The organism is Aeromonas sp. Marseille-Q7275, assembly GCF_965119515.1.
Window position 1 is genome coordinate 50,900 of record NZ_CBCPLW010000012.1, and the last position, 22,524, is coordinate 73,423.

Below are 22,524 nucleotides of genomic sequence, written 5' to 3' on the forward strand. Positions count from 1 at the left end.
AGATGTCATGAACCGACTCCGTTTGCTTGGCCTGCTGTGCTGTATCTTGCCGCTCGGGCTGGCGCACGCCTCCCGCATCAAGGATCTCAGCTCGGTGGAAGGGGTGCGCAGCAACCAGTTGATCGGCTACGGTCTGGTGGTGGGCCTGCCCGGGACGGGCGAGAAGAACAACGCCTTCACCGAGCAGACCTTCAGGACCATGCTCAACAACTTCGGCATCAAGGTGCCGGACAACATCAAGCCCAAGATCAAGGACGTGGCGCCCGTGGCCATCCACGCCGATCTGCCCCCCTTCTCCAAGCCGGGCCAGACCATAGACGTCACCGTCTCCGCCATCGGCGAGGCGAAGAGTCTGCGGGGCGGCACCCTGCTCCAGACCTTCCTCAAGGGGCTGGACGGCCGCGTCTATGCGGTGGCCCAGGGCAGTCTGGTGGTCGGTGGTCTCGGGGCCGAGGGGGCGGATGGCTCCAAGGTGGTGGTCAATACCCCCACAGTGGGGCGCATCGCCAACGGGGCGACCGTGGAGCGTGAAGTGCCGAACTCCTTCTCCCAGGGGGACACCATCACCTTCAACCTGAACCGGCCCGACTTCACTACGGCCCGACGGGTAGCCGACGTGGTCAACGATCTGGTGGGCCCCAACACGGCCCAGGCCCTGGACGCCACCTCCATCAAGGTGTTTGCCCCGCGGGATCCGAGCCAGCGGGTCACCTACCTTGCGACCATCGAAAACCTGGAAGTGGATCCGGCCACCGAGTCCGCCAAGATCATCGTCAACTCGCGCACCGGCACCATCGTCATCGGCAGCGAGGTCAAGCTGCGGCCCGCCGCCATCAGCCATGGGGGCCTGACGGTCACCATCGCCGAGAACCAGCAGGTCTCCCAGCCCAATCCGCTGGCGGGGGGCGAGACCGCGGTCACCAACAACTCCACCATCAACGTGCAGCAGGATCCGGGGCGTATGTTCAAGCTCGACACCGGGGCGACCCTGGATGACCTGGTGCGGGCGGTGAATCAGGTGGGGATAGCGCCGGGGGATCTGATGGCGATTCTGGAGGCCCTGCAGCAGGCGGGGGCGATTCAGGGGCAGCTGGTCATCTTGTAACAGGCTGTCTCGGCGAATCTCCGGGCTGGCGCAGCAGCCGGCCCGGAGAGCCAACAGGTAAAACAGTCATTTCTTGAGCGGCAAGAGGTTGCCACGGGCGGCAAAGAGGAAGGTTATGGCAGAGTTCGACACCCAGAGTGGTATCAATCTTGGCATGGTGCAGGACGTTCAGAATCTGGACAAGCTGCGCCAGATGAGCCACAGCAAGGAAGGGAAGCAAGAGGCACTGATGGCGGCGGCCCGCCAGTTCGAGTCCATCTTCACCCAGACCCTGTTCAAGGGCATGCGCCAGGCCAACTCGGTGCTGACCCAAGATAACCCTATGAACAGCAGCTACACCCAGTTCTACGAGGGGATGCTGGACGAGCAACGGGTCTCCGACATGTCGAGCAAGGGGGGCCTTGGCATCGCCGAGATGGTGGCCAAGCAGTTCTCCCCCGAGAAGACCTTCACCCATAACGACGGGCGGGTACTCAAGCTGCCCCAGCGCACCGAGCGGGTCTACAAGCCCTATGAAGCCCCCAGCGCCTCCAACGATCTGATCGCCGCCTCCAAAGTTGGCAAAGATTTTGCTGATAACGAAATGAAGAGCGAGATGAAGGGTGGACTGAATGGGGCCGAGTCCTCGTTGAACCTGCCCAGACGCCCCCATCGCACCGTGCCGCCCATGGGCAGCACCCCGCGGGCCTCGGCCCTGGATGAGAGCGCCAAGGTGTTCGACAGTCCGGAGGAGTTCGTCGAGCGCCTGATGCCGCTGGCCAAGAAGGCGGCGGACAAGCTGGGACTGAGTCCGGCGGTGCTGGTGGCCCAGGCCGCCCTTGAGAGTGGCTGGGGCAAGCGGGTGATCAAGGACGGGGAAGGGCAGATGAGCCACAACCTGTTCGGCATCAAGGCCGATCCCCGCTGGGAAGGGCCCAAGGCCGTGGTGAGCACCCTGGAGTACGAGCAAGGGGTGGCGTCGCGCCAGAAGGCGGCGTTCCGCTCCTACGAGTCGTTTGAAGAGAGCTTCAACGACTATGTGGACTTCCTGACCTCGGGGAGTCGCTACAAGGGGGCGCTGGCCAAGGTGGACAGCCCGGATCGCTATTTCGAGGCGCTGCAGCAGGCCGGTTATGCCACCGATCCCCAGTACGCCAGCAAACTTAAACAAGTGTTGCGCAGTGATGCCATCGCCGGCTACTCGATGCCCGGCAACGCTGCGACCAGGAACACAGAGATGGAGCTGTAAGCTATGGCAAGCGATCTGCTTGGAATCGGGACTTCGGGTGTATTGGCCCAGCAGCGACTGCTGCAGACCACCAGTAACAACATAGTGAACGTCAACAGCCAGGGCTATGTACGTGAACGCACCCTGATCTACACCAATTCCGTCGGATTGGGCACGGGCGACATGGTGAGCGAGCGGGTCATCAACGCCTACGCCCAGGCTGAGGTGCGCCGGGATACCTCCGCCTACCATGCCGCAGGCTCGCGCTACGATCAGCTGTTCCAGCTCGACAGCCTGCTGGGGGATGCCAGCAACAGCGTGGGCACCACCATCACCTCCTACTTCAAGGCCTTCCACACCGCCAACGAATCGCCGGCGGAAGTGGGGGGGCGCAAGACCACCCTGAGCGAGCTCAGCGGCATGGTGGATCGCTTCCACACCCTCTCCGCCCAGCTCGACAAGCAGAGCGACACCATCAACGCCACCATAGGGGACGAGACGGACAGGGTGAACAGCTTGCTCAACAGCATCAACGATCTGAACCAGGCCATAGTCCGGACCCAGGGCTCGCCGGAAGAGAACCTGATGCTGTTCGATCAGCGTGACGAGGCGATCCGCCAGCTCTCCGAGAAGATGGAGATCCGCACCGTGACCCAGCCCAACGGCAGCATGCTGGTCAACATGAGCACGGGGCACTCCCTGGTGCTGGACGGCGGCGTGGCCCAGTTCAAGGTGGTGCCAGGCAGCCCGGACTCCCGGGATGCGAGGCTGCAGCTCACCCTGGGGGCCAACCAGGCCAACATCAATGACAAGGATCTGGGGGGCGCCATCGGCGGCCTCTTCACGGCGCGCAACGATCTGGAGCCCGCCAAGCGGGAGCTGGGCCAGCTGGCGGTCGCCATGGCCGATGCCATGAACCAGCAGAACCGCCTCGGCATGGATCTGGACAACGAGCTGGGGGGGGATCTCTTCTCCCTCAAGGGGAGCCAGGGGCTCCCCTATGCCGGCAACCAGGGCAGCGGCGCGGCCAGCGTCAACTTCGTGCCCGGCAAGGGCTCGGAAGTGACCACCTTCGATTACGAAGTGCAGTTCAACAACGGCACCGATTATGAGGTCTTCTCCATCGACGGCTCAGGCCAGCGGACCTCGGTGGCGACCGGCACCACGCCCCCCGCCAAGTTCGAGGTGGCCGGGCACGGCATCGAGATCGACCTGTCCGGCACCCCGGTCGGGGGCGACAAGATAGTGCTGCAACCCACCAAGCACGCCGCCGCCGGCATGGCGCAGGCCGCCACCAGGCCGGAAGACATCGCGCTGGCATCCCCCATCAAGGCGGACAAGCATTCCCAGAACCTGGGCTCGGGCGAGATCAAGGTCAACAGCGTCTACAACACAGGCACGGGGTCGGGCTTTGGCACCAATACCCTGGACCCGAGCGCTCCCCAGGTCATCAAGATCGACGGCAGCGGCAACTACGAGGTCTATGACAAGAACAACAACCTGCTCGGGGTGGCCCCCGCCTCCACCAAGGGGCAGAACCTGATGTCCGCCCTCGAACTGCCGCTGGGCACTCCCATAGTGCCGGCCCTGACCCCGGGCTACGACTTCAGCATCACCGGCAAGGTGGAGGCCCGCGACAGCTTCACCCTGAGCTACAACAAGGATGGCTTTGCCGACAACGGCAACGGGCTGGCGCTGGCGGAGCTGCAGAACAAGGAGCTGGTGCGCAAGAACAACAACGCCGCCACCAGCAACGACAAGATGACCTTCAACGACGCCTACAGCGCCCTGGTGACCGGGGTGGGCAACAAGGCCAGCCAGGCCAAGACCCTGCTGCAGGCCAATGAGGCCAAGCTGACCCAGAGCACCGCCATCTTCGAGAGCGTCTCCGGGGTCAACCTGGAGGAGGAAGCGGCCAACCTCATCCGCTTCCAGCAGTCCTATGCCGCCTCGGCCCAGATAGTCAATACCGCCAAGACCATCTTCGATACCCTGTTGTCTTCCGTGAGGTAAGTCATGCGCATCACCACCAACATGATCTACGACCGCAACCTGGCCTCCATGAGCAAGGTGAGCGAGCGTCAGAATACTGCCTATGAACAGCTGATGACGGGGGAGAAGTTCTCCCGGGCGGGGGAAGACCCCTCCGGCATGGGCCAGAAGCTGGCGCTGACCAAGGAGATCGATCTCTTCAAGCAGTACGGCGTCAACGGCAGCCTGCTGGAGAACAGCCTGGGCCACGAGGAGACTGTGCTCACCTCCCTCAACAACGCCATGCTGAGCGCCCAGACCCTGATCCAGAAGGCCAACAGCTCGGCCATGGGCTCGGAGGAGCGCAACGCCATCGCGAGCGAACTGGAGGGGCTGCAGAAGCAGATGTTCGATCTGATGAACAGCAAGAACTCCCAGGGGGAGTTCATCTTCGGCGGCAACCAGAGCAAGACCCAGCCCTTCGTGAAAGATGCGAGCGGCAACTATGTGTTCCAGGGGGACACCGGGCAGCGCAGCATCCAGGTCTCTCCCACGGTGCAGATCCCGGCCAATGATTCCGGCTTCGATCTGTTCGAGATGGTGGCGACCCGGCGCACCGCCAGTGGCACCAGCGCCAACATCCAGGTAGGGGTCGGGGATCAGGGGAATTTCGAGAGCTTCTATCGCAACAACTACGACGCCTCCCTTGCCAGCAACCAGTTCACAGTGAGCACTCAGGTGGGCCCGCCGGACAGGTATGAGATCCGGGACAGCGGCGGTGGCCTGATCCAGGACGGGGACTACAGTGCGGGCAACAAGATCACCTTCAACGGGCTGGAGCTGACCCTGGACCTGCCGGCAGGGGGGGCGGATCAGACCTTCGTGCTGGACAAGCCGAAGAACGACAGCGTGCTCAACGGCATGTCCGACTTCCTCACCGCCCTGCGCGACCCCAGCCTCTCGGCGGACGGCTTCCAGCTGGCGGTGGCCGATGCCACCACCCACATGAACAACGCCAGGACCAAGATAGACAGGGGGCTCGGCGAGCTGGGTGGCCGGATGAACAGCCTGGAGCAGGTGATGGGGTCGAACGACGGGCTCAGCACCCTGAACCAGCAGGCGCGGGCCAAGGTCTCCGAGGCGGACATGTACGAGGTGATTGCGGCGCTCTCCAAGGAGGATGCGGCCATGAGCGCCTCCCAGCTCGCCTTCAGCAAGATAAGCAAGCTGACCCTGTTCGACTATATCCGCTGATATCTACCCGTTGATCGCCCGCTCCCCCGTGGCCCAGGCCCGGGGGAGCGTTCTTTTCATGGGCGGCCCGCTTCCCGCCCAATTTGTAACAACCCGTTGCCAGGAGCCCAATGGCCTTGACTCGGGGAGGCCCCGGACAGATGATGCCGCCCGCACCACCCAGGTGGCGCGCATTTTTCGCAGCATCTCGTTAGGCGAGGCTCCTGCATAAACACAGGCCACTGATCTCACGACGTCCAGAGACGCCCAAGATCAGGACAGTTTTCATCGGATTAAGGTGTCAACCCAAGTGGCTTCCGGCATGCCGGATACGTTATGCAGTGCTAAAGCTGGTACGTGGGGATGAAAACACGCCGGACGGCGTCATTTCCTGCCTGTTACTCGTCAATCAAATTGCTGTTTTCTTGTCGACAGCGACCGGTGCGAGCCGGTTGCCTTCAGGCCCTGCCTGAAATCACATGAGGATATCTGTGATGAAGAAAACACACACCCTGCTCAACCGTCATCAACTGCTCGATCTCGCCGCCCTGCAGGGCTGGCTCGACCACAACCTGGACCCGGTGCAGCGGGCCGATCAACTGCTGACCCTGCGCCCGGAAGAGCTCAACTGCGTCTTCGATACTCTCCCTGCGCCGCGAGGAGCCGCCCTGCTCGCCTCCCTGTCGGCGGAGAGCGCGGGCCAGCTGCTGCTGCGCCTGCATGGCAGCATAGTGGGCGTGCTGCAGGAGGCCATTCCCCGGCGCGATATGGTGGCCATCCTGCGCAAGCTGGGTGCCCAGGATCGCACCAGGCTGCTGGCCCGCTTCCCGACCCAGGCTCAGGCCATCTACGATGCCCTGCTCGATTGGCCGAGTGAGTCGGTCGGTGCCAACATGCGCCACGAATACCTGGCCGTCGACCAGGGCACCACGGTGGAGAGCGCCAAGCGGCGGATCCACGACGCCTGGGACAAGGCCCAGCTGTTTCAGCACCTCTATGTGGTCGACGGCGAGCGGCGCCTGCTCGGCAGCGTCTCCCTCAAGTCCCTGCTGATCGCCGATCCCCTGCGACCGGTGAGCGAGCTGATGGAGCGGGAGGCGGTGCGGATCAACGCCCGGGCGGATCAGGAGCTGGCCGCCCGCCTGCTGATCGATCGCGACATCTCGACCCTGCCGGTGGAGGATCAGGGGCGCCTGGTGGGGGTCTTCCACGTGGATGACGCCGCCGACATCCTGGAGCTCGAATCCACCGAGGATGCGGAGTTGCAGGGGGGCTCATCCCCCCTGGATACCCCCTATCTGCAGGCCACTCCCTGGCAGCTGTGGCGCAAGCGGGTGGGCTGGCTGCTGATCCTGTTCGTGGCGGAGGCCTACACGGGGACAGTGCTGCGGGCCTTCGAGCAGCAGCTGGAGGCGGCCATCGCCCTGGCCTTCTTCATCCCCCTGCTCATCGGCACCGGCGGCAACAGCGGCACCCAGATCACCACCACCATAGTGCGGGCCATGGCGGTGGGGGAGGTGAGCCTGAAGAACCTCGGCACAGTGCTCAGAAAAGAGCTCTCCACCGGTCTGCTGATCTCGGCCGCCATTGCGGTTGCGGCATGGATCCGGGCCTGGAGCCTGGGGGTGGGTCCCCAGATCGGCATGGTGGTCACCCTGACCATCATCGCCATCGTGCTCTGGAGCGCCGCGGTCGCCTCCATCATCCCCATGGTGCTGCGTCGCCTGCGCATCGATCCGGCCGTGGTCTCTGCCCCCTTCATCTCCACCCTGGTGGATGGCACCGGCCTCATCATCTATTTCGAGATCGCCAAGTGGTTGCTGCCCGAGCTGCAGTGACACCGACAGAAAGCAAGAAGGCAGCCATCGGCTGCCTTCTTTCGTTTGAGGTGAACGATCACCCGAGCTGGAACAGCAGGGGCCAGCCCTGCTCCTGGCAATAGCGGTGCTCCTTCTCCAGGTTCTGGATCAGCAGGCGGTTCTCCTCGCACCAGTCGGTGGGCAGGGTGACCACCAGCTGATCCCCGGCGGCCTGCACCCGCCACTCCGGCAGCAGGTTGTCCTGGCGCCTGTGGTGGGCCGCCACCGCGAGGCGCAGGATGCGGATGCAGCGCAGCACCGTCTGCTCGTCGTGGTTGGGCAGGGCGGGCAGCTCGGAGAGCTTGAGCCCCTTGCGCTGGAAGCGCACCAAGGCCGCCAGCAGGGCCTGATCGTCCTGGTTGAAACCGGGCAGATCCGTGTTCTGCAGGATGTAGGCGGAGTGGCGATGGATGCCGCTGTAGTTGATGGCAAGGCCAATCTCATGCAGCCGCGCCGCCCAGCCGAGGATGGCGCGATAGGGCTCGATGGGCATCTCCCAGGGGTCGCTCAGGGCGTCGAACAGATCGAGGACGCTCCGCTCCACCCGGGTGGCCTGGCGCTTGTCGATGTGGTAGTGGGAGCTGAGGGCCAGCGCGGTGCGCTCGCGAATGTCGTGGTGCTGCAGCCGCTCCTCGAACTCATAGAGCAGCCCCTCGCGCAGGGCGCCGTCGGAGTACTCCATCCGCTCGATGGGCAATGAGGTGAAGAGCCCGAGCAGTATGGCCACGGCGGCGGCAAAGACTCCCTGGCGCTCCTCGGTGAGGCCGGCGAGTTTGAGCTGGTCGACCCGCTTGTGCCTGAGCATCTCTTCTTTCAGCCGCTCCAGACCCGCCAGCGTGATGGCGCCATCCGTCCACTCCTCCCCCTGCAAGACGTCGCGCACGGTGCGAATGGAGCCCGAGCTGCCGAGACAGCTCTGCCAGCCCAGCTTGCGGTACTGGTTGATGATGGGGGCGAGCTGGTGCTGCGCCTCCAGCACGGCGCTGTTGAAGGCCTTCTCGCTCAGCTTGCCGTTGGCAAAGAAGCTCTGGGTGAAGCTGACGCAGCCCATCTTGCGGCTGGTGAGGGCCTTGTGTTCGAAGCCCTCGCCGATGATGAGTTCGGTGCTGCCGCCGCCGATGTCCACCACCAGCACCTGGCCTTCGATGTGCTGGGTATGGGCGACCCCCTGATAGATGAGGCGCGCCTCTTCCTGGCCGCTGATGATCTCGATGGGGTGGTTGAGCACCTCGGCCGCCTCGCGCACGAAATCCCGGGCGTTGCTGGCGCGGCGCAATGTGTAGGTGCCGGCGATGCGGATCTGATCCGGCTTGATGTTGGTGAGGCGCTCGGCGAACAGGGCGAGGCAGTCGAGCCCCCGAGCCATGGCCTCCGCCGACATGCGGCGCTGCTCATCCATCCCCTCGGCGAGGCGAACCCGCTCCTTGATGCGATCGACGATCTGCATCCGCCCCTCGTTGAGGCGGGCGATGACCATGTGGAAGCTGTTCGACCCCAGATCGACAGCGGCGTACAGACTATTGTCCATTGTTTGACTCGATACGTTTGAGATAGTCGTAAATCGCAACCTGGGAGCGAACCTTGCGGCGGTTGCCCCGCTTCACGTATTCGTTCTTCTGATCGGCATCGATGACCCGCGCCTTGCAGGTGTCGCTCAGCTGCAGCTCGAGGATGTCCAGGATGCGTTGTTTCAGCCGCTCGTCGTAGATGGGGGTGCCCACCTCGATCCGGCCGTCGATGTTGCGGCTCATCCAGTCGGCGCTGGAGATGAACAGCTGGGGGTTGCCCTTGTTGTGGAACACCATCACCCGGGGGTGCTCGAGGAAGCGGTCTATGATGCTGATGACCTGGATGTTGTCGCTCAGGCCAGGCACCCCGGGACGCAGGGCGCACATGCCGCGGATGATCATCTGGATGGGCACCCCGGCCTGGCCGGCGGCATAGAGGCGGTTGATGAGGTCTCTGTCCACCAGGTTGTTGATCTTGAGGGTGATGCCGCTGGGCTGGCCCGCCTTGGCGTTGGCCAGCTCGTTGTCGATGAGGCGATAGAGCTGGCGGCGGCTGTTGATGGGGGAGACCAGCAGGTGGTTGAATTTGTAGCGTTTATAGGGGTACTCGATGTACTCGAACACCCCCTCCACCTCGGCGGTGATGTCCGGGTGGCGGGTCAGCAGGGAGAAGTCGGTGTAGATCTTGGCGGTCTTCTCGTTGAAGTTGCCGGTGCCGATATGGGCGTAGCGTACCGCTTCCCCATGCTCATGCCGGGTGATGAGGCAGAGCTTGGAGTGGATCTTGAGGCTGGGCACCCCGAACACCACCTTGACCCCGGCATCGGTCAAAATGTTGGCCCAGTCGATGTTGGCCGCCTCGTCGAAGCGGGCGCGCAGCTCCACCACCACTGTCACCTTCTTGCCGTTGTTGGCGGCGTCGATGAGGGAGTGGATGATCCGCGACTTCTTGGCGACCCGGTAGATATTGATGCGAATGGCGCTGACCGCCGGATCGAACGCCGCCTGGCGCACTAGCTCGGTGAAGTGGTGGAACTTGTGATAGGGGTAGTAGAGCAGTATGTCCTGCTTGGTGATGGCGTCGAAGGCGTTGACGAAGCCATCGAAATCGCGGCAATCCAGGGCCGGCAGCTTGGGATTTTCCAGATAGTCCCGCCCCACGTTGGGGAAGCCGATGAAATCCTTGAAGTTGTGATAGCGCCCGCCCGGCATGATGGCGTCGTAGGAGCTGATCTGCAGCTTGAGCTTCAGGAAGCTTATCATGGCCGCAGGCATCTCCCGCTCGTAGACGAAGCGCACCGGCATGGCGGTGAGGCGCTGCTTCAAGCCGTCACTCATCTTGTCCACCAGGCTCAGATCCAGCTGGTCGGAGAGATCGTACTCCGCATCCCGGGTCAGTTTGACCGCATAAGCCGCTATCTCGTCGTAGTCGAAGAAGCCCTTGAAGATCTCGTCCAGGCAGAAGCGGATGACGTTGTCCAGGATGATGATCTGCTTCTTGCGGCGGGTCCCCTCCGGCGGCAGCTGGAAGAAGCGGGGCAGATCGTCGGTCGGCACCTCTACCAGGGCGTACTGGATCACCTGGCCGTTCTTCTTCATCTCGATGGCCAGATAGGTGTGCTCGTCTTTGAGGAACTTGACCGGGTTGACCTCCTTGTTGAGGAGGATGGGGATGATGTGACGCAGCACCTTCTCCTTGAAGAAGACCCGCAGCCACTGCTGGATCGCCTCTGAGAGCTGGTTCTCGTTGACCAGGAAGATGTTGTGGCGGGCCAGGGCGATCAGCAACTCCTTGTAGGTGTTGTCAAACGCCTCGCCGAGCGCCATCACCTTCTGCTGGATGGCGCGCAGCAACACCTTGGCCTCGTCATCGCCACCGTGCACCTCGTTGATGAGGATGCGGCGCTTGACGTCCGAGACCCGTACCTTGAAGAACTCATCCTGGTTGGAGGAGAAGATCCCCAGAAAACGGACCCGCTCGATGAGGGGGACCGTCTTGTCCATTGCCTCTTGCAACACCCGTTCATTGAATGAGAGCCAGCTAAGCTCTTTCTCTTCATACTGCCTGTCGGTGCTCATCTGGTGCCTCTGTACTCAGGTTGCGTCTGCGCGGAAGTTATGGCGTCAAACCATGACAAATTTATGACAACCCGCGTTATTCGGTCAGATCGTGATCGATGTCGACCACCAGATCGTCGGAGAGGGACTCCAGCGCCGTGATCAGATCGTCGAGTTCGAGCTGGGGCGGCAGGGCCACCAGGGCATGGGCATAGAAGAGCGGGGCCCCGGAGTGGGGGGCGGGCTCGCACCCCGTGGTGAGGTCGGCGACGTTGATGTTGAGCTGGCGCAGTATGCTGGCCACCTCGTGGACTATGCCGGGCCTGTCGTTGCCGGTGACGCTCAGCATCAGCTGGTTGGCGGGCTCGGGGCTGAGCTGGCCTTCGGCGAAGCTCACGGTGAGACCCGGCAGCATCACCAGTGCCTCGCACAGGCTGCGGTAGTGTTCGTCCGGCACGGCGACGTGCAAAATACCGGCAAACTGCCCCGCCAGTTCGCTCATGGAGCTGGCCAGCCAGTTGCCCTGCTGCCGGGTGATGGTGTCGGCCAGGCTCTCGACGATGCCGGGCTTGTCTGCGCCGATCACGGTGACGACCAATTGCTTTTGCATCCTGCTCTCCTTGAATGGGACTGGGTGGGGTCATTGACGCCTGGCCGCGACTCTGTGCGCCGAAACGTCCATAGGCTCTAGCATTGTGCCTGCTGCGACAGGCCATATGAAGCCCGCCTCACGCAAATTTAGTGAAAAAACGCGAATGCCGGAGCGGCGTTGATTTCAGCTCTGCCTGCCGGGGTTCCCCCGTGGTAGAGTGTTGCCCCTTCGTGTTTGATGAACTGGATATGTCTTGTGAACGGGGTATGTGTTTATGAATAGCCTTGTCGTATCGGGATCCGTGTTGTTGGTGCTGCTCCTGCTGGTGATCCTCTGGCGCAGGAGCAAGAGGGGCAAGGCCGAGCCCTATGAGCTGCAGGAGACACTGTTCAGCCCCGCCGAGCGCGCCTTCCTCGGGGTGCTGGACTTGGCGGTGGGCGACCAGGCCCGGGTCTTTGCCAAGGTCAGGGTGGCGGATGTGCTGACCCCGCAGGCGCGCCTGGGCAAGGGCAAGTGGCAGCAGGCGTTCGACATGATCAGCGCCAAGCGCTTCGACTACCTGCTCTGCCACCCGACGGATCTCTCCTTCCTGTGCGCCGTCGAGCTCGATGACAGCGCCCATCGCCACCAGAAGCGCAAGGTGCGGGATCTCTTCCTGAAGTCCGCCTGTGACAGCGCCGGCCTGCCGCTGCTGCAGATCCCGGCCAGCAGCCATTACCAGGTCGACGAGTTGCGCGAGCTGTTGCTGCCCCTGCTGGTCAAGACGAGCCTCCCGGTGGAGGATCTGTTGCCGGGGGAGCGCCGCGAGCCGACCTTCAACCCCTTGCTGCTCGATGGTGTGGACTTGAGTGCATCCCACCATGGGGGGCGTATGCCCAGGGCGCCACAGGCCGAGTCGCCTCAGCCTGACGAGCAGGGGCCGGTGCTGATGGACAACCCCTTCATCGGCCCGGACGAAGAGGAGGAGGAGGCCTCCGCCTCTGTGCCCCATTGCCCCCGCTGCGCGGCGCCCCTGGTGGCCCGGGAAGCGAAGAAGGGTCCCCATGCCGGCCGTCTGTTCCTGGCCTGCAGCCGTTTCCCCGAGTGCCGTTACGCCGCCCCCCAGGAGCAGGCCAGGCACTGATCCCCGCGCTGGCGCCGGCTGCGGTCGGCGCCTTGCCTCTCCTGCACCGCGTTCCACCCCGGGCGCCTGGCCGACAGCGGCTGTCCGAGTGTGATCCCCATCCCGCCCGGGCCGCGCCGAGCGCGACAAGTTTTGACAAACCGCCAGAATTTTGGCACTTTGTGCACCCTATAACACAGTGCATGGCTCATTATCATAAGCACTTAAAAAACAATAACTTGGCGTCAGGTGTGTAAGGAAGATAAATATGATGGCTATGGGGGTGTTGATCGTTGATGCCGATGAACAGCGGCGTCAGCAACTGGGGACCGTGCTCTCCTTCATGGGGATCCCCTGGCAGGAGGTGGTGGAAACCGATCTGGACGTGGCCATCGAATCTTCCGGCCCGCTGCAAGGGATACTGACGGGCAAGCTGCTGGAGCGCTCCCTCGGCGAGCTGCTGGCCGCCTTCCCCCGCATCCCCTTCCTCTCCCTGATGCAGGCCGATCACCCCAACAGCAACTTCATCGGTGGCAGCGACGAGCCCTATACCTATGAGTCCCTGACGCGCCACCTGCACTTCTGTCAGGCCTTCATCTCCCTCCATCCCCGCCAGCAGGTGCACGACAAGGGTCAGACCCTGTTGCGACTGCTGGTGGGCAAGGGGCGGGGGATCCAGGAGGTGCGCCGCCTCATAGGCCAGGTGGCACAGACAGACGCCAACGTGCTGATCCTGGGGGAGTCCGGGACCGGCAAGGAGGTGGTGGCCCGCGCCATTCACGAGCTCTCTGCCCGAAGCTCGGGCCCCTTCGTACCCATCAACTGCGGCGCCATTCCGGCGGAGCTCCTGGAGAGCGAGCTGTTCGGCCACGAGAAGGGGGCCTTCACCGGCGCCATCGCCGCCCGTCGCGGCCGCTTCGAGCTGGCCCAGGGGGGCACCCTGTTCCTCGACGAGATCGGCGACATGCCGCTGCCGATGCAGGTCAAGCTGCTGCGGGTGCTGCAGGAGCGACTGTTCGACAGGGTCGGTGGCGGCAAGCCCATCCAGGCCGATGTGCGCATCATAGCGGCGACCCACAGGGATCTGGAGGCGATGATCCGCACCCAGGGTTTTCGCGAGGATCTCTACTATCGCCTCAACGTCTTCCCCATAGAGACGCCGCCCCTGCGCGAGCGCTGCGACGATATTCCCTTGCTGCTGCAGGAGCTGCTCAACCGCCACGGGGAGCAGCACAGGGGGATCATCCGCCTGACCCAGCGGGCCATGGAGTCCCTGATGCAGTACCCCTGGCCTGGCAACGTGCGGGAGTTGTCGAACCTCATCGAGCGGCTGCTGATCCTCTACCCGAACCAGATCATCGATGTGGCGGACTTGCCCGGTCGCTACCGTCTGCTGCCAAGCGATCCGAGGGACGAGCGGCTCACCGAGATGGACGAGCGGGATGCCCTGGCCGCCGTGTTCCAGACGCCTCCTGCGCTGGATCCGGGCCTTGCCGCGCAGCTGCCCATGCAGCTGCCCCAGGAGGGGCTCAATCTCAAGGAGATGCTGGCGGATCTCGAGGTGGAGCTGATCCGTCAGGCCCTGGAGTCCCAGGACGGGGTGGTGGCCCGCGCCGCCGACCTGCTGAGCATGCGCCGCACCACCCTGGTGGAGAAGATGAAAAAATACGGCATGAGCAAGGACAACTGAGGTCAATGCTTTGACGGCCATAGTCAAGGCATTGATATATAACAAATAATTTACTGGCATGGAAATTGAATAAGCTGACCCAATCGCCAGTTTGAGGTCAGCTTTATGACAATCTCGCAGCAGGACAATCCGCTCCAGTCACACGAAGTGAGTCAGCTTTATGCCATCTTCACGGCACTGCCGACCGGCGTGCTGCTGCTCGATGGGGAGGGGAGGATCACCCGCGCCAACCCGGCCGCCCTGACCCTGCTGGGGGAGCCGCTGGAGGGGCAGGCCTGGCGCCAGATCATCGCCCGCTGTTTCCAGCCCAGGGAAGACGATGGTCACGAGATCTCCCTGCGGGACGGTCGCCGGGTGCAACTCTCCACCCAGCCGCTGCCGGATCAGCCCGGCCAGCTGGTGTTCATCACGGATCTCACCGAGACCCGCCAGCTGCAGGACAGGGTCAACCACATGAAACGGTTGTCGGCCCTGGGCAACATGGCGGCCTCCCTCGCACACCAGATCCGCACCCCCCTCTCCGCCGCCATGCTCTATGCGGCCAACCTCGCGAACCGCACCCTGAAACCGGAATCCCGCACCCAGTTCCAGCAAAAGTTGATGGCCCGGCTGCAGGATCTCGAGAAGCAGATAAACGACATACTGCTGTTTGCCCGCAACGGCGACAACCAGGTGGTGGCTCCTGTCTCGGTACAGGGGCTGCTGGCGGAGGTGCAGGCCGGTGCCGAGGCCTTCTGCCAGCAGCAGGGCTGCGCGCTGCACATGGAGGCGCCCGAACCGGATCTCTGCCTGCTCGCCAACAGCAGTGCCCTGGCGGGGGCCATCAACAACCTGATCGCCAACGCCAGACAGGCCGGGGCCGATTCGCTCCTGGTGAGCGCGGTGCGCAGCGGCAACCGGGTGGAGATGCGCGTCCTCGACAATGGCAAGGGGATGCCTGCCCAGCTGCTCAGCCAGATCTTCGAACCCTTCTTCACCACCCGCTCCCAGGGCACAGGCCTCGGGCTTGCCGTGGTGCAATCCGTGGTGCGTGCCCATCAGGGGGAGGTCAGCGTGGCCTCGGTGCCCGGAGAAGGGACCTGTTTTACCCTGTCGTTCCCCCTGCATCAGCAAGCGGTGCAGCTTGGAGGTGTAGCATGAATCCCATCTTGTCCCTGTGGTGCAAGGCCTGCGGGCCCGTGGTTGGAGGTGTGGCATGACCCAGGCCCGTATTCTGGTGGTGGAAGACGACAACGGCCTGCGCGAGGCGCTGGTGGATACCCTGCTGCTCGGCGGTTACGAGTGCCGCGAGGTGGACAGCGGCGAGCGGGCCCTGCTGGCACTCTCTCGCCAGCGCTTCGACATGGTGATCTCGGACATCCAGATGGGGGGCATGGACGGCCTCACCCTGCTGGCCAACATCCGCCAGCAATATCCCCAGGTGCCTGTGCTCCTGATGACCGCCTACGCCAACATCGACGGTGCCGTGCGCGCCATGCGGGAGGGGGCCATCGACTATCTGGCCAAGCCGTTTTCCCCCGAGGTGCTGCTCAACCAGGTCAGCCGTTACGTGCCGGCCCAGAAGGTGGAGAAGCGCGCCGTGGTCTATGGCGATCCCAGGACCGCCGAGCTGTTCCAGCTGGCGACCCGGGTCGCCAGAAGCGAAGCCACCGTCATGGTGACAGGCCCGAGCGGGACGGGCAAAGAGGTGCTGGCCCGCTACATCCACGACAACTCCAGCCGCGCCGAGCAGGCCTTCGTCGCCATCAACTGCGCCGCCATCCCGGAGAACATGCTGGAGGCGACCCTGTTCGGCTACGAGAAGGGGGCCTTCACCGGCGCCGTGCAGGGGTGCCCGGGCAAGTTCGAGCAGGCCCAGGGCGGCACCCTGCTGCTCGACGAGATCACCGAGATGGATCTCGGCCTGCAGGCCAAGCTGCTGCGGGTGCTGCAGGAGAAAGAGGTGGAGCGGCTCGGCAGCCGCAAGATGATCCCGCTGGACGTGCGGGTCATCGCCACCAGCAACCGGGATCTGAAAAAAGCGGTGCAGGACGGCCTGTTTCGCGAGGATCTCTACTACCGTCTCAACGTCTTCCCCCTGCGCTGGACCTCCCTCTGGGAGCGGCCCGGCGACATACTGCCCCTGGCGGAGCACCTGCTGGCGCTCCATGCCAGTCAGCAGGGGCTGCCGACACCGCAGCTGGCCGATGCGGCTCGCGAGCGCCTGCTGACCCACCCCTGGCCCGGCAACGTGCGCGAGCTGGACAATGTGGTGCAGCGGGCCCTGATCCTCTGCCTCGAAGGTCTCATCGATTGCGAGCATCTGATCCTGGAGGAGACGGACGAGGAGCTGGTGCGCCCCCTAGAGCGTCTGTCGGGGGAGGGACTCGGCGGCGAGCTCAAGCAGCAGGAGCATCAGATCATCCTTGACACCCTGCAGGAGTGCAACGGCAGCCGCAAGGAGGTGGCCGACAAGCTCGGCATCAGCCCGCGCACCCTGCGCTACAAGCTGGCCCAGATGCGTGACGCCGGCATAGAGCTGCCCGCCTAGCACCTGTTGCCGGTGTCATGGCCTTGCCGGCCCGGCTCGATTATCATGGGGCCCTCGGCATCATGAGCCTGGGCCCCGTTGTGACTGCAGACAAGAGCCTGATCGCAGACAAGGGGGAGCAGCGCCTTTACAAGGGACTCCTATGATCTCTCATCGCAAACTGGAAACCGTGCTCAACCACCTGCTCGAGCCTCACGCCATCAAGGACTACTGTCCCAACGGGCTGCAGGTGGAGGGGCGCGAGCGCATTCGCCGGGTGGTCACCGGCGTCACCGCCAGCCAGGCCCTGATCGATGCGGCCGTGGCCCTGGATGCCGATGCCATCCTGGTCCATCACGGCTACTTCTGGAGCGGGGAACCACCCCAGATCACCGGCATGAAGCAGCGCCGCCTCAAGACCCTGCTGACCCACGACATCAACCTGTTTGCCTACCACCTGCCGCTGGACGTGCACCCCGAGGTGGGCAACAACGCCCAGCTCGCCAGGCTGCTCGGCATCAAGGTGCGCCGTGGTCTCGAACCCTGGAACAGCAAGAGCGTGGCCATGGTGGGCAAGCTGGAGACACCCATGAGCGGAGCCGACTTTGCCAGACTTATTGCCGAGCGGCTCGGCCGTGAGCCGCTCCATTGTGGCGACAGCGGCCCCGAGCTCATCAGCTCAGTGGCCTGGTGCACCGGCGGCGGCCAGAGCTATATCAACCAGGCGGCGGAGCAGGGGATAGATGCCTTCATCTCCGGCGAGGCTTCAGAGCAGACCATCCACACCGCCCGCGAGATGGGGATGCACTTCTACGCAGCTGGTCACCACGCCACCGAGCGGTACGGCGTCAAGGCGCTGGGGGAGTGGCTCGCCACCGTGCACGGGCTGGAGGTGACCTTTATCGATATCGACAACCCGGTCTAAACCTGTCCACGATCTGGCTACGAAGCCGTGATCAAGGCTCATGTGCTGCTCGCTTATTGACAGTTTCTCGCTGCAGGTCGTGAACAGGTTTAAGCCTGTGCCTGTGGTGGGAAAATTCAGGAAACAAAAAGGAGGCCATCGGCCTCCTTTTTTCACATCTCGACAAGACGTCTGCTTACTCGCTGGCGTGACCCGCCGGGCCGAGTTCGGCGCCATCCAAGAGGGCGGCACCCTCCCGCATCTGCAGCCGTCCCTCGCAGAACCACTGCACCACCAGGGGGTAGATGCTGTGCTCCTGGACCTGGACCCGGGCAGCCACCTCGTCGGCACTGTCCCCTTCGAAGATGGGGACGCGAGCCTGCAGGATCACAGGGCCGCCGTCCAGCTCCTCGGTGACGAAGTGGACGCTGGCACCGTGCTCGCGCTCCCCATCGTCGATGGCGCGCTGGTGGGTGTGCAGTCCCTGATACTTGGGCAGCAGGGAGGGGTGGATATTGATCATCCGCCCGGCGAAATGGCGCACCAGATCGCCGCTCAATATCCGCATAAACCCGGCCAGCACCACCAGATCCGGCTGATAGTCCGCCATCAGGGCGAGCAGGGCGACGTCATACTCCTCCCGGCTGGCAAACTGCTGCTGGGCCAGGATGGCGGTGGCCACCCCGGCTTCTTTGGCGCGAACCAGGCCGTAGGCATCGGCCCTGTTGCTGATGACACCGACCACCTCACCGGCAACCTTGCCGCTGGCGCAGTGGTCGAGAATGGTCTGCAGGTTGCTGCCGTTGCCGGAGATCAGCACCAGGATCCGTTTCATGGGGGAGGTCATTTTATGATGACTTGCTCTTCGCCATCGGCCGCCTTGGCGATGTGGCCTATGTGCCAGGCGTTCTCGCCTTCGGCCTTGAGCAGGGCCAGCGCATTGTCCAGCTGATCCGCCGGCAGGGCGATGATCATGCCGACACCGCAGTTGAAGGTGCGGTACATCTCGTGGCGGGTGACGTTGCCGGCCTGCTGCAGCCAGCTGAACACCGCCGGCCACTGCCAGCTCTGTTCGTCGATCACCGCCTGGGTATTGGCGGGCAGCACGCGGGGGATGTTCTCCCAGAAGCCGCCACCTGTGATGTGGGACAGGGCATGGATCTCGCACTCCTTGATGAGCTTGAGCACCGGCTTCACATAGATGCGGGTCGGCTCCAGCAGGGCGTTGGCCAGGGTGGTGTCACCCAGCGGCTGATGCACGTCGGCCTGGGAGACTTCCAGGATCTTGCGCACCAGGGAGAAGCCGTTGGAGTGGGGGCCGCTCGCGGCCAGGGCGATCAGGGCATCCCCTTCGCCGACCTTGCTGCCGTCGATGATCTCGCTCTTCTCCACCACACCGACGCAGAAACCGGCGATGTCGTAGTCTTCCCCTTCATACATGCCAGGCATTTCGGCGGTCTCGCCGCCCACCAGGGCGCAGCCGGACTGCTCGCAGCCTGCACCTATGCCGGTGACCACGGCGGCGGCGGTATCCACATCCAGCTTGCCGGTGGCATAGTAGTCGAGGAAGAACAGGGGCTCGGCGCCTTGCACGATGAGGTCATTGACGCACATGGCCACCAGATCGATGCCCACGGTATCGTGCTTCTTCAGATCGATGGCCAGACGCAGCTTGGTGCCCACACCGTCGGTACCGGAGACCAGTACCGGCTCCTTGTAGCCAGCAGGGATTTGACACAGGGCCCCAAAGCCGCCAAGACCACCAAGGACTTCAGGACGACGAGTGCGCTTTGACACGCCCTTGATACGTTCAACCAGTGCATTGCCGGCATCGATATCCACGCCAGCATCCTTGTAGCTCAGTGAGGTTTTGTCAGTCACGCGTATTCCCCGTCATATAGAGAAGTGGAGGGTAAAATTCGGGGCGTATTCTACCAGTGGGCGGGTAAAAGCAGAAAGAAAATCGTTTGCGCGTTTTTGCGTGGAAAAGCTCTACAAGCCGCGGCTTTTGTTGTATGATTCCGCGATTTTTTGGCGCCGGTTCGAGGAGATAATAATGAAAGTCGTTGAAGTCAAACACCCCCTGGTCAAGCACAAGATCGGCCTGATGCGCGAAGGCGACATCAGCACCAAGCGTTTCCGTGAACTGGCCAAGGAAGTGGGCAGTCTGTTGACCTACGAAGCGACCTCTGACTTCGAAACCGAGAAAGTTACCATCGATGGCTGGAACGGGCCAGTGGAAGTTGACCAGATCAAGGGCAAGAAGGTCACCGTCGTGCCTATCCTGCGCGCCGGTCTTGGCATGATGGATGGTGTGCTCGAGCACATGCCGAGTGCCCGTGTCAGCGTGGTCGGCATCTACCGCGATGAAGAGACCCTGCAGCCGGTTCCCTATTTCGAGAAGATCGTCAGCAACATCGAAGAGCGTCTGGCCCTGGTCATCGACCCCATGCTGGCCACCGGCGGCTCCATGATTGCCACCATAGATCTGCTGAAGAAGAAAGGCTGCCAGTCCATCAAGGTGCTGGTGCTGGTTGCCGCCCCGGAAGGGATCAAGGCGCTGGAAGCCGCTCACCCCGACGTGGAGCTGTTCTGTGCCTCCATCGATCAGGGACTGAACGAGAAGGGCTACATAGTCCCGGGTCTGGGGGATGCCGGCGACAAGATCTTCGGCACCAAGTAACCCCTGACGCCATAGCCGCTCTCTTTGAAAGAGCGCAAACGGAGCCGGCACCTTGCCGGCTCCGTCGTTTATCCCGCCCTCCGGCTTGCTGCCATGCGCGCCTTGCCGCTACCATAAGCAGCATCCCCCATTTCGAGAATCTTCTTTATGCTGAAACGCTTAGCGACTCTCCTCTGCTGTCTGCCACTCATGGTGTCGGCTGCCCAGGTGACTGACCTCTATCAGGGCAAGGCGCCGACCAGCGGCGACATGACGGCCGCCCAGTCCCAGGCACTGGGGGAGGTACTCGTCAAGGTGACCGGCAGGCGCGACATCCTCACCCAGCCCGAGGTGGCCAAGGCGCTGGCGGCCCCCGGTGACTATGTGCAGCACTACGGCTATCAGGATGTGGGACCGGTCAAGTTTCTCAAGGCCGATTTCAACGTGGCCAAGGTCAATGCCCTGGTAGGCCAGAGCAAGTTCCCCCTGCTGGGGCCCGTCCGCCCGCAAATGGCACTCTGGCTGGTAATAGATGAAGGGGAGCGCCGCATACTGCCGGATCAGTCCAGCGACGGCTGGTCCGCCGCCCTGCGCGGCCAGGCCCAGGCCATGGGGTTGCCGGTCAGCATCCCGCTGATGGATCTGGACGACAACATGGCGGTCAGCGCCACCGATGTCTGGGGCCGCTTCGCCGACCCCATCCTCAAGGCGAGCGAGCGCTATGGCGCCGAGATGGTGGTGCTGGGCAAGCTGACGCCGGAAGGGGAGAAGTGGAGCATCGACTGGGGGCTCTATGGCGCCAAGCCGGGAGCTCAGGGCGGTGCAGAGCTGACCGAGCTGACCAAGGGGGCCGGTTCGGGTACCCAGGCCGAGGTGGCGCAGGGCATGGCCGATGCCCTGGCGGGCTGGCTGGTGCAACAGTACGGCACTCGCCTGTCCGGGGTCGTCTCCAGCCAGACCCTGGTGGTGGAGGGGTTGTCCGGCATCGACGGCATGATCCAGATACAGAAGATGCTGCAGGGCATGGCCAGCGTCACCAAGGTGGCGATCGGCAAGCTGGAGGGGGACAAGGTCACCTTCAACCTGTCGCTTCAGGGGGACAAGGCCGAGCTGGTAAGGGGCCTGCAACTGGAGAGTCGCCTGCACCAGATCGAAGACAACGAGCGCGGTCTGCGTTATCAGTGGTCGCAGCCCTGACGCTTTCTGCTGATCCCAACCGCCCGGCATGAAGAGTCTGTGCGGTTCTCCAGCTCGAGAGCCAGCAGTGCTGGATCGAAGACAACGAGAGCGGTCTGCGTTATCAATGGTCGCAGCCCTGACGCTTTCTGATGATCCCAACCGCCCGGCATGACCCGGGCGGTTCTCTATCTGCCGCTGCAATGATACACTTGGGCGCAAATATCACAGTCAAAGCCCAACGAGTGAAGCAACCGGCCCAACTGTCTTTAGCCGTACAATTACCGGATGATGAAACCTTCGTCAGTTTCTATCCCGGCAACAACGCCCATCTGATCACCGCCCTCAAGAATGCGGCCATCGGTCAGGGCGCTCCTTTCCTCTATTTCTGGGGAGCCAAGGGCTCCGGACGCTCCCACCTGCTGCACGCCACCTGCGCCGAGGTCAATGCCCGCGACGCCGCCGCCGCCTATCTCTCCCTCGACCAGTTCGAACAGCTGGATCCCAGCATGCTCGACGCCCTCGAAAGCCTGCCCCTGGTCTGTCTCGACAGCCTGGAAGCCATCGCCGGCAATGCCCTGTGGGAGCGGGCCCTGTTCGATTTTTACAATCGCTGGAAAGAGAAAGGCGAGGGCACACTGGTGGTCACCGGCTGCAGCGCCCCGCGCAAGCTGGGGCTGCAACTGCCGGATCTCGCCTCTCGCCTCGATTGGGGAGTGAGTTTCCATCTCGACGAGCTCGATGACGAAGGCAAGCTCAGTGCCCTGCAGCTGCGTGCCGAGCTGCGGGGCTTCAAACTGCCCATCGACGTGGGCCGCTTCCTGCTCAACCGCTTGTCCCGTGACATGCGTACCCTGCTCACCACCCTCAATCAGCTCGACAACGCCTCCTTTCGCGCCAAGCGCAAGCTCACCATCCCCTTTGTCAAAGAGATCCTCGAACTCTGAG

General features: G+C 63.4%; 18 protein-coding genes and 1 riboswitch. Of the genes, 13 read left to right on the forward strand and 5 right to left on the reverse strand.

Translation table 11 applies throughout. The features are described 5' to 3' along the window. The first annotated feature begins 7 nt into the window (after positions 1–7). The 5 genes from ACWPWQ_RS12750 to mgtE all read left to right on the forward strand — a co-directional run bounded on the left by ACWPWQ_RS12750 (position 8) and on the right by mgtE (position 7,354). Complete coding sequence (locus tag ACWPWQ_RS12750; RefSeq protein ID WP_202046129.1) at positions 8–1,105, forward strand: flagellar basal body P-ring protein FlgI; 1,098 nt, start codon at positions 8–10, stop codon at positions 1,103–1,105. A 115-nt stretch (positions 1,106–1,220) separates the two neighbouring features. Further along, positions 1,221–2,333 carry a flagellar assembly peptidoglycan hydrolase FlgJ gene (flgJ, locus tag ACWPWQ_RS12755; RefSeq protein ID WP_454009932.1) on the forward strand — a complete coding sequence of 371 codons (1,113 nt, stop codon included), beginning with the start codon at positions 1,221–1,223 and terminating at the stop codon, positions 2,331–2,333. 3 nt (positions 2,334–2,336) lie between these two features. After that, complete coding sequence (locus ACWPWQ_RS12760; RefSeq protein WP_454009933.1) at positions 2,337–4,325, forward strand: FlgK family flagellar hook-associated protein; 1,989 nt, start codon at positions 2,337–2,339, stop codon at positions 4,323–4,325. Between the two features lie 3 nt (positions 4,326–4,328). Then, positions 4,329–5,537, forward strand: a complete 1,209-nt coding sequence (flgL, locus tag ACWPWQ_RS12765) for a flagellar hook-associated protein FlgL (RefSeq protein ID WP_454009934.1) — start codon at positions 4,329–4,331, stop codon at positions 5,535–5,537. Positions 5,538–5,716: 179 nt separating this feature from the next. Continuing rightward, positions 5,717–5,886: riboswitch (M-box (ykoK) riboswitch) on the forward strand. A gap of 124 nt (positions 5,887–6,010) precedes the next feature. Further along, on the forward strand, positions 6,011–7,354 hold the full coding sequence (gene mgtE / locus ACWPWQ_RS12770) for a magnesium transporter (RefSeq protein ID WP_454009935.1): 1,344 nt from the start codon (positions 6,011–6,013) through the stop codon (positions 7,352–7,354). A 58-nt stretch (positions 7,355–7,412) separates the two neighbouring features. Here the strand turns inward: mgtE and ppx are convergent, their stop codons facing one another. The 3 genes from ppx to ACWPWQ_RS12785 form a co-directional block, all read right to left on the reverse strand. Beyond that, positions 7,413–8,903, reverse strand: a complete 1,491-nt coding sequence (gene ppx / locus ACWPWQ_RS12775; protein WP_139434879.1) for an exopolyphosphatase — start codon at positions 8,901–8,903, stop codon at positions 7,413–7,415. Next, positions 8,893–10,962: a polyphosphate kinase 1 gene (gene ppk1 / locus ACWPWQ_RS12780; RefSeq protein WP_202046123.1), complete on the reverse strand. Its 2,070-nt coding sequence runs from the start codon at positions 10,960–10,962 to the stop codon at positions 8,893–8,895. Before ppk1 ends, ppx begins: the two co-directional genes overlap by 11 nt. 76 nt (positions 10,963–11,038) lie before the next feature. Beyond that, positions 11,039–11,551, reverse strand: a complete 513-nt coding sequence (locus ACWPWQ_RS12785) for a glycine cleavage system protein R (protein WP_139434884.1) — start codon at positions 11,549–11,551, stop codon at positions 11,039–11,041. A 256-nt stretch (positions 11,552–11,807) separates the two neighbouring features. On the opposite strand from ACWPWQ_RS12785, the gene ACWPWQ_RS12790 reads away from it, so the two are divergent. The 5 genes from ACWPWQ_RS12790 (at position 11,808) to ACWPWQ_RS12810 (ending at position 17,759) form a co-directional block, all read left to right on the forward strand. Then, positions 11,808–12,656, forward strand: a complete 849-nt coding sequence (locus tag ACWPWQ_RS12790; RefSeq protein ID WP_454009936.1) for a DUF2726 domain-containing protein — start codon at positions 11,808–11,810, stop codon at positions 12,654–12,656. A 247-nt stretch (positions 12,657–12,903) separates the two neighbouring features. After that, on the forward strand, positions 12,904–14,325 hold the full coding sequence (locus tag ACWPWQ_RS12795) for a sigma-54 dependent transcriptional regulator (RefSeq protein ID WP_454009937.1): 1,422 nt from the start codon (positions 12,904–12,906) through the stop codon (positions 14,323–14,325). Positions 14,326–14,430: 105 nt separating this feature from the next. After that, positions 14,431–15,465 carry a sensor histidine kinase gene (locus ACWPWQ_RS12800; RefSeq protein WP_106886368.1) on the forward strand — a complete coding sequence of 345 codons (1,035 nt, stop codon included), beginning with the start codon at positions 14,431–14,433 and terminating at the stop codon, positions 15,463–15,465. A gap of 55 nt (positions 15,466–15,520) precedes the next feature. Continuing rightward, positions 15,521–16,855 carry a sigma-54-dependent transcriptional regulator gene (locus ACWPWQ_RS12805; RefSeq protein WP_454009938.1) on the forward strand — a complete coding sequence of 445 codons (1,335 nt, stop codon included), beginning with the start codon at positions 15,521–15,523 and terminating at the stop codon, positions 16,853–16,855. Positions 16,856–16,997: 142 nt separating this feature from the next. Continuing rightward, the gene (locus ACWPWQ_RS12810; RefSeq protein ID WP_454009939.1) at positions 16,998–17,759 is read left to right on the forward strand and encodes a Nif3-like dinuclear metal center hexameric protein; all 762 of its coding nucleotides are present in this window, start codon (positions 16,998–17,000) and stop codon (positions 17,757–17,759) included. 175 nt (positions 17,760–17,934) lie between these two features. Here ACWPWQ_RS12810 and purN read toward each other — a convergent pair whose 3' ends face one another. After that, positions 17,935–18,573, reverse strand: coding sequence for a phosphoribosylglycinamide formyltransferase (gene purN, locus ACWPWQ_RS12815; RefSeq protein WP_454009940.1), 639 nt, complete (start codon positions 18,571–18,573; stop codon positions 17,935–17,937). Positions 18,574–18,581: 8 nt separating this feature from the next. Then, the gene (gene purM, locus ACWPWQ_RS12820; protein WP_454009941.1) at positions 18,582–19,619 is read right to left on the reverse strand and encodes a phosphoribosylformylglycinamidine cyclo-ligase; all 1,038 of its coding nucleotides are present in this window, start codon (positions 19,617–19,619) and stop codon (positions 18,582–18,584) included. Between the two features lie 175 nt (positions 19,620–19,794). Between purM and upp the strand changes: the two genes are divergently transcribed. The 3 genes from upp to hda all read left to right on the forward strand — a co-directional run bounded on the left by upp (position 19,795) and on the right by hda (position 22,523). Next, a complete protein-coding gene (gene upp, locus ACWPWQ_RS12825; RefSeq protein ID WP_005302745.1) occupies positions 19,795–20,421 on the forward strand; it encodes a uracil phosphoribosyltransferase in 627 nt (208 codons plus the stop codon). Between the two features lie 147 nt (positions 20,422–20,568). Further along, a complete protein-coding gene (locus ACWPWQ_RS12830; RefSeq protein WP_139434895.1) occupies positions 20,569–21,597 on the forward strand; it encodes a DUF2066 domain-containing protein in 1,029 nt (342 codons plus the stop codon). A 224-nt stretch (positions 21,598–21,821) separates the two neighbouring features. Beyond that, positions 21,822–22,523, forward strand: coding sequence for a DnaA inactivator Hda (gene hda, locus ACWPWQ_RS12835; protein WP_162519142.1), 702 nt, complete (start codon positions 21,822–21,824; stop codon positions 22,521–22,523). Position 22,524 lies beyond the last annotated feature (1 nt).

Coding starts and splice junctions, on each gene's coding strand:
- ACWPWQ_RS12750 (WP_202046129.1), top strand. CDS start 8: ATGAACCGACTCCGTTTGCTTGGCCTGCTGTGCTGTATCTTGCCGCTC.
- flgJ (WP_454009932.1), top strand. CDS start 1,221: ATGGCAGAGTTCGACACCCAGAGTGGTATCAATCTTGGCATGGTGCAG.
- ACWPWQ_RS12760 (WP_454009933.1), top strand. CDS start 2,337: ATGGCAAGCGATCTGCTTGGAATCGGGACTTCGGGTGTATTGGCCCAG.
- flgL (WP_454009934.1), top strand. CDS start 4,329: ATGCGCATCACCACCAACATGATCTACGACCGCAACCTGGCCTCCATG.
- mgtE (WP_454009935.1), top strand. CDS start 6,011: ATGAAGAAAACACACACCCTGCTCAACCGTCATCAACTGCTCGATCTC.
- ppx (WP_139434879.1), bottom strand. CDS start 8,903: ATGGACAATAGTCTGTACGCCGCTGTCGATCTGGGGTCGAACAGCTTC.
- ppk1 (WP_202046123.1), bottom strand. CDS start 10,962: ATGAGCACCGACAGGCAGTATGAAGAGAAAGAGCTTAGCTGGCTCTCA.
- ACWPWQ_RS12785 (WP_139434884.1), bottom strand. CDS start 11,551: ATGCAAAAGCAATTGGTCGTCACCGTGATCGGCGCAGACAAGCCCGGC.
- ACWPWQ_RS12790 (WP_454009936.1), top strand. CDS start 11,808: ATGAATAGCCTTGTCGTATCGGGATCCGTGTTGTTGGTGCTGCTCCTG.
- ACWPWQ_RS12795 (WP_454009937.1), top strand. CDS start 12,904: ATGATGGCTATGGGGGTGTTGATCGTTGATGCCGATGAACAGCGGCGT.
- ACWPWQ_RS12800 (WP_106886368.1), top strand. CDS start 14,431: ATGACAATCTCGCAGCAGGACAATCCGCTCCAGTCACACGAAGTGAGT.
- ACWPWQ_RS12805 (WP_454009938.1), top strand. CDS start 15,521: ATGACCCAGGCCCGTATTCTGGTGGTGGAAGACGACAACGGCCTGCGC.
- ACWPWQ_RS12810 (WP_454009939.1), top strand. CDS start 16,998: ATGATCTCTCATCGCAAACTGGAAACCGTGCTCAACCACCTGCTCGAG.
- purN (WP_454009940.1), bottom strand. CDS start 18,573: ATGAAACGGATCCTGGTGCTGATCTCCGGCAACGGCAGCAACCTGCAG.
- upp (WP_005302745.1), top strand. CDS start 19,795: ATGAAAGTCGTTGAAGTCAAACACCCCCTGGTCAAGCACAAGATCGGC.
- ACWPWQ_RS12830 (WP_139434895.1), top strand. CDS start 20,569: ATGCTGAAACGCTTAGCGACTCTCCTCTGCTGTCTGCCACTCATGGTG.